General features: G+C 72.4%; 6 protein-coding genes and 1 pseudogene. 4 read left to right on the top strand and 3 right to left on the bottom strand.

The annotated features are described in order from the left end of the window. From ABT367_RS40570 to ABT367_RS40580, 3 genes are all read left to right on the top strand, one after another. Nucleotides 1–837 (top strand): zinc-binding dehydrogenase (locus ABT367_RS40570; protein WP_352258897.1); only part of this gene is annotated, 837 nt, incomplete at its 5' end. A 36-nt stretch (nucleotides 838–873) separates the two neighbouring features. Continuing rightward, nucleotides 874–1,539 carry a pentapeptide repeat-containing protein gene (locus ABT367_RS40575; protein WP_352258899.1) on the top strand — a complete coding sequence of 222 codons (666 nt, stop codon included), beginning with the start codon at nucleotides 874–876 and terminating at the stop codon, nucleotides 1,537–1,539. Nucleotides 1,540–1,669: 130 nt separating this feature from the next. After that, complete coding sequence (locus ABT367_RS40580) at nucleotides 1,670–2,575, top strand: hypothetical protein (protein ID WP_352258900.1); 906 nt, start codon at nucleotides 1,670–1,672, stop codon at nucleotides 2,573–2,575. A gap of 91 nt (nucleotides 2,576–2,666) precedes the next feature. Here ABT367_RS40580 and ABT367_RS40585 read toward each other — a convergent pair whose 3' ends face one another. The 3 genes from ABT367_RS40585 to ABT367_RS40595 are packed head-to-tail and all read right to left on the bottom strand — an operon-like array spanning nucleotide 2,667 to nucleotide 4,978. Next, a complete protein-coding gene (locus ABT367_RS40585; RefSeq protein WP_352258901.1) occupies nucleotides 2,667–3,164 on the bottom strand; it encodes a hypothetical protein in 498 nt (165 codons plus the stop codon). 33 nt (nucleotides 3,165–3,197) lie between these two features. Further along, complete coding sequence (locus tag ABT367_RS40590) at nucleotides 3,198–3,827, bottom strand: response regulator transcription factor (RefSeq protein ID WP_352258903.1); 630 nt, start codon at nucleotides 3,825–3,827, stop codon at nucleotides 3,198–3,200. Beyond that, nucleotides 3,824–4,978, bottom strand: coding sequence for a sensor histidine kinase (locus tag ABT367_RS40595; RefSeq protein WP_352258905.1), 1,155 nt, complete (start codon nucleotides 4,976–4,978; stop codon nucleotides 3,824–3,826). The genes ABT367_RS40590 and ABT367_RS40595 overlap by 4 nt, the downstream gene beginning before the upstream one ends. Before the next feature lie 195 nt (nucleotides 4,979–5,173). Between ABT367_RS40595 and ABT367_RS40600 the strand changes: the two are divergent. Further along, nucleotides 5,174–5,402: pseudogene (locus tag ABT367_RS40600) on the top strand (heme-binding protein); the annotation flags it as partial.

A 5,402-nucleotide genomic window follows, 5' to 3' on the forward strand; every position in this document is an offset into this window, starting at 1 on the left:
CCGGTCGAGCTCCCGACCATCCCCGGCCGCGAGATCGCCGGCGTCGTCGACGCACTCGGCGAGGGCGTCGACGCGCAGTGGCTGGGCAAGCGCGTCGTCACCCACCTCGGCTTCGCCCCCGGCGGCTACGCCGAGCTCGCCGTCGTGGACGCCGCCCGCCTCCAGGAGATCCCCGACGGCCTCGACGAGGCCGGGGCCGTCGCGCTCATCGGCACCGGCCGCACCGCCATGGGCATCGTCCAGTTCGCCGACCTGGACAAGGACTCGGTGGTCGTGGTCCCCGCGGCGGCGGGCGGCCTCGGCACCTTCCTCGTCCAGTACGCGAAGTCCAAGGGCGCCACGGTCGTCGGCCTCGCGGGCGGGGAGCGCAAGGCCGCCCTCGTACGGGAGAACGGCGCGGACCTGGCCGTCGACTACCTCGATCCCCAATGGCCCGCCGCCGTACGGGAGTTCCTGGGCCCGGACCGCCCCGCGAGCGTCGTCTTCGACGGGGTCGGCGGCGAGACCGGCCGTGCGGCGGTCGGCCTGCTCGGCGAGGGCGGCAAGCACCTCGTCTTCGGCTGGACGGAATCGGGCCTCGACGGCGGTCCGATCGACTTCGCGGACGGTGAACTCGCGTCCCGGGGCGTGGAGTCGGTCACGACCCTGGGTCCGGCGATGATGCAGAAGGCGGGCGGCGACAACCCGGTCCGCACCCTGGAGAACCGCGCCCTGGCCCTCGCCGCCGAGGGCGTCCTGCGCCCCGCCGTGACCCGCTTCCCGCTGGCGGAGGCCGCGGCCGCGCACCGCGCGCTGCAGGAGCGGGCGACGGTAGGCAAGGTGGTCCTGGAGCCGTGAGCTGCCGTTGTCAGTGGGGTGCGCCACCATGACCCCATGGCGCGCAAACCGACGACGACCGGGGCCCAGCGGCCCGAGTTCCACCTCCCCGAGCTGAGGGAGTTCGAGGAGGCGGGGCTCGAACCCGACGGGGACTACGACGGGTTGGCCCTGCGCGGGCGGGACTTCGGCGGGCAGGACGCGCCCGGGGCGCGGTTCATGGACTGCCTCGTGGAGGAGTGCGCGTTCGACGAGACGCGGCTCCAGCATGCGCGGCTGATCGATACGCGGCTTTCGGGCGTACGGGGCGTCGGGACCGACCTGGGGGACGCGTCGTTGCGGGATGTGGAGCTGCTGGACGCGCGCATGGGCGGGGTGCAGCTGCACGGGGCGGTCCTGGAGCGGGTGGTGATCCGAGGCGGGAAGATCGACTATCTGAATCTGCGCAAGGCGCGGCTGCGGGACGTCGTCTTCGAGGGCGTCGTGCTCGTGGAGCCGGACTTCGGCGGGGCCGGCCTGGAGCGCGTCGAGTTCGTCGACTGCGCCTTGAAGGCCGCGGACTTCACCGGCGTACGGATGAAGGACGTCGATCTGCGGCGGTGCGGGGAGCTGGAGATCGCGCGGGGCGTGGAGCGCCTTTCGGGGGCGACGATCTCGCCCGCTCAACTCCTTGATCTGGCACCGGTGTTCGCGGCGGCTGTCGGGGTGCGGGTGGAGGGGTAGCGGGCGGCCGGTCGCGGGCCGTGCGAAACCACCCGTGTCCAGTGGTGCGGGATATCCAGGGGCGTGAGGGTGCCCGGGTGTGCCAGCATCCGGCTGGAGCTCGGGCCCATGTGTCGGGAGGGGATCGGTCATGCACTCCGTGGTTCTCGTCTGCCTGCCGCCGGACACGCGGCCCGAGGAGATCGAGCACGCCGTGGCCGCCGCCCTCGCCCCGTACGACGAGGGTCTCGAGGTCGACCCGTGGCGTGACTTCGAGACGGGCCGGCCGCACGAGCACTGGAGCGTCGCACGGCGCGACCTGCCCGCCGGCACCACCTGGGCGGAGGTCGCGCGGCTGCACAACGAGGCCTACCCCGACGAGCCGGAGATGCTCCTCGACGAGGACGGGCACGCGTACACCGTCACCACGTACAACGCGCACGGCGAATGGGACTGGTACCAGATCGGCGGCCGCTGGTCCGGCTACTTCGTGTGCCGGCCGCAGGCCGACGGCGACCCGCGGCTCGTGGTGGGCGAGCGGTCCTGGACCAACGAGGGGCAGCCGGCCGAGGCCCTGACCTGCGACGGCGGACCGCTGCGGCTGCTCGACCTCGACGCCATGCGGACCAAGGCGGGGGACAAGGCCGGCGCGCGCTACGACCTCTGGGAGAGGACCGTACGGGGACTGCCCGCCGCCGAGCCGTGGCGGCACTTCCACGACCGGTTCAAGGCGGACCCGGCCGCGTACGGCATGGACCGGGCCCGCCAGGACTACCGGGCGCAGCCCGCCGTGGCCGCGGTGGCCGAGGTGGCGGAGCTTCCGCAGCACGATCCGGTCGGCCACTTCGCCGGGGGCCGCGCGGCCTATGTGCGTGCGGCGCGGGACGATGCGGTCGTCGGTGCGGTGCTGCTCACCCTGGAGGGCGCCTGGATCGAGCGGCCGTGGAGCTTCGAGACGCCGCCGTCCGCCCAGGCCGAGTACGTGGAGCGCGTCACCGCCTACCTCGACGGTCTGGATCCGGACGCGTACGTCATCTGCGTGGACTGCCACTCGTGACGGTCACGCCCTGTCTCACGCCCTGACTCACGTCGTGACGGTCACGCCCTGACTCACGTCCTGGCTGTCACGCCCTGACTCACGCGGGAGTTCACACCCGCGGGAACCGCGACAGCAGATCCCAGATCACCGGGTTCTCGCCCAGGTCCTCATGCAGATCCACCAGGTCCGCCACCACGTCCTGCAGGAAGTCGCGGGCCTCGCGGCGCAGCAGGGAGTGGGAGAAGGTCAGGGGCGGGGTGCCGCCCGGGAGCCACTCCGCCTCGATCTCGACCCAGCCGAACCGGCGCTCGAAGAGCAGGCGGTCGGAGGATTCGGTGAAGTCGAGTTCGGCGTACTGGGGGCGCGATGCCCGGCTGCCCATCGGGTCCTCGTCGAGGCGTTCCACGATGTCGCACAGCGCCCACGCGAAGTCGAGGACCGGGACCCATCCCCAGGCTGTGGACAGTTCCTCGTCCTTCTCCGTGTCCGCGAGGTAGACGTCACCGCAGAACAGGTCGTGCCGCAGCACGCGGACGTCCGCGCGGCGGTAGTCGAGCTGCGGGGGGTCCGGGAAGCGGTTCGAGAGGGCATAGCCGATGTCCAGCACGTACGTGATCGTCCCACGCGCCGCGCCGGAGACTCACCCCAGCAGCCGCTGCTCCTTAGCCACCGACACGGCGCCCGCGCGCGTATCCACGCCGAGCTTGTCGTAGATGCGGCCCAGGTGGGTCTTCACCGTGGCCTCGCTGATGAACAGGGCACGGGCGATGTCGCGGTTGCCCAGGCCCTGCGCGAGCTGGCCGAGGATCTCCAGTTCGCGCTCGGTCAGCGTCGGCTGCGGGCTGCGCATCCGGGCCATCACACGGCTGGCCACCGGAGGCGAGAGCGTGGTGCGGCCCTCCGCCGCCGCGTGGATCGCGGCGAAGAGCTCCTCGGGGCGCTCGGCCTTCAGCAGGTAGCCCGTCGCGCCCGCGCCGATCGCCCGCGTGATGTCCGCGTCCGTGTCGTACGTGGTCAGGACCAGGACATGCACCCCGGTGGGCGCGATCTGCCGGGTCGCCTCGACCCCGTCGATGCCCGCACCCAGCTGGAGGTCCATCAGGACCACGTCCGGCCGCAGCTTCTCCGCGAGCGCCACCGCCTCCTCACCGCTGCCGGCCTCGCCGACGACCTCGATCCCGGGCGCGCTGTCGAGCAGCGCGAGCAGGCCGGCCCTCACGACCACATGGTCGTCGCAGAGCAGCACACGGATGGCAGGGGTCTCGGTCATGGGCGGTGCTCCAGGGGGATGGCGGCGGACAGGACGGTGCCCTCGCCGGGCGCGGACTCGACGGTCAGGATGCCCCCGAGCTGGCCCGCGCGGGCGCGGATCGCGGGAAGTCCGTGCCCGCGTACACCGGTCGGCGTGACGCCCGCGGGGTCGAAGCCGCGGCCGTTGTCGGCGATGTCGAGGACGACCTGGTCGTCGAGGAAGGTGAGGGTGAGCGCGGCGGCCGAGGCGCCGGAGTGCTCGGTGATGTTCGCGAGGGCGCCCTGCGCGATCCGCAGGAGCGCCGACTCCACGCGGTCGGGCAGCGCCCGGGCGGGTCCTTCGATACGGCAGCGCACGGCGAGCGTCTCCGTCGTCGACCGCTCGGCGAGCGCCGTCAGGGCCGCCGCGAGGCCGCCGCCCTCGGCCAGATCGGCCGGTGCGAGGTCGTGCACGAACCGGCGGGCCTCGGCGAGATTGCGCTCGGCGAAGGATCCGGCCGTACGGACATGGGTGCGGGCCTTGTCCGGGTCCGACTCCCACACCCGGTCCGCGGCCTGCAACAGCATCCGCTGCGAGGACAGGCCCTGTGCGAGGGTGTCGTGGATCTCCATGGCGAGCCGCTGCCGCTCGGCGAGGGTGCCCTCGCGGCGCTGGATCGCGGCGAGGCGCTCGGACTGGCGCCGCATATGGACGAAGACGGCGACCGCGAGCGCCGCGACCGCGGGCGGTGCGACCAGGAGGTTCGGGTCGAACCCGTCCGCGAGCCGCATCTGCGCGACCACCACGAACCCGGTGAGGAGGACGACCAGGCTGAGCGCCGGCCGTACGGGAAGGGTGCGCAGGCCCGTGTAGAAGAGCGGCACCGCGCACCACGTGAAGCTGGGCGCGAGGAGCACCAGGACGACCCAGACGCCGACCACGGCCCCGAGCCAGAGCATCCAGCGCGGGGTGGGCCGGGCGCCGAGCGCGGGACCGAGCACGTACAGGAGCGCGAGCAGGACGCTGAACGCGATGATCCAGGGCGTCCGCGCCTCCCCGGGATGCCGAAGCAGGAAGCGTACGAGGGAGGCGCCGAGCAGCGCGAAGAAGGTGATGTGCATGATCCGCGCCAGCCAGCCGGCATCCGGATCATGGTCAGCGCTACCACCGCTGACCTGCTCTTTCAGCACCGCACACTCCCTTCGACCCTTCCATCGTGACCCCAAAGGTCCCGCCCTGCGTCAACCGATCGGTTGACGCAGGTATACGCCGTACCGCGAGCCGACAGCAGCCGGTACGTCGACCATATGGACCCGGTTCCGGGCCCAGGATTGATCTCAGAGCGAGCCACCGAGGCACCTCACCCCGACTCTCAGGAGCTCACCATGAAGAAGCTTTCGCTGCGCACCCGCGTTCTGACCGGTACCGCTGTCGCCGCCACCCTGGCCGCCGGCACCTTCGGCGCCGTGTCCGCCTCCGCCGCCGACAAGCCGGCCGAGGCCGCCAACAAGAACGTCATGCAGACGAACCACCTCACCATCGAGGCCGCGGCCAAGGCCGCCGACGCCGCCCTGGACGAGGCCAAGAAGCAGAACCAGCGCGTCTCCGTCGCGG

The organism is Streptomyces mesophilus, assembly GCF_040300965.1.
Taxonomy (GTDB): Bacteria; Actinomycetota; Actinomycetes; order Streptomycetales; family Streptomycetaceae; genus Streptomyces; species Streptomyces mesophilus_A.

Coding starts and splice junctions, on each gene's coding strand:
- ABT367_RS40575 (WP_352258899.1), top strand. CDS start 874: ATGGCGCGCAAACCGACGACGACCGGGGCCCAGCGGCCCGAGTTCCAC.
- ABT367_RS40580 (WP_352258900.1), top strand. CDS start 1,670: ATGCACTCCGTGGTTCTCGTCTGCCTGCCGCCGGACACGCGGCCCGAG.
- ABT367_RS40590 (WP_352258903.1), bottom strand. CDS start 3,827: ATGACCGAGACCCCTGCCATCCGTGTGCTGCTCTGCGACGACCATGTG.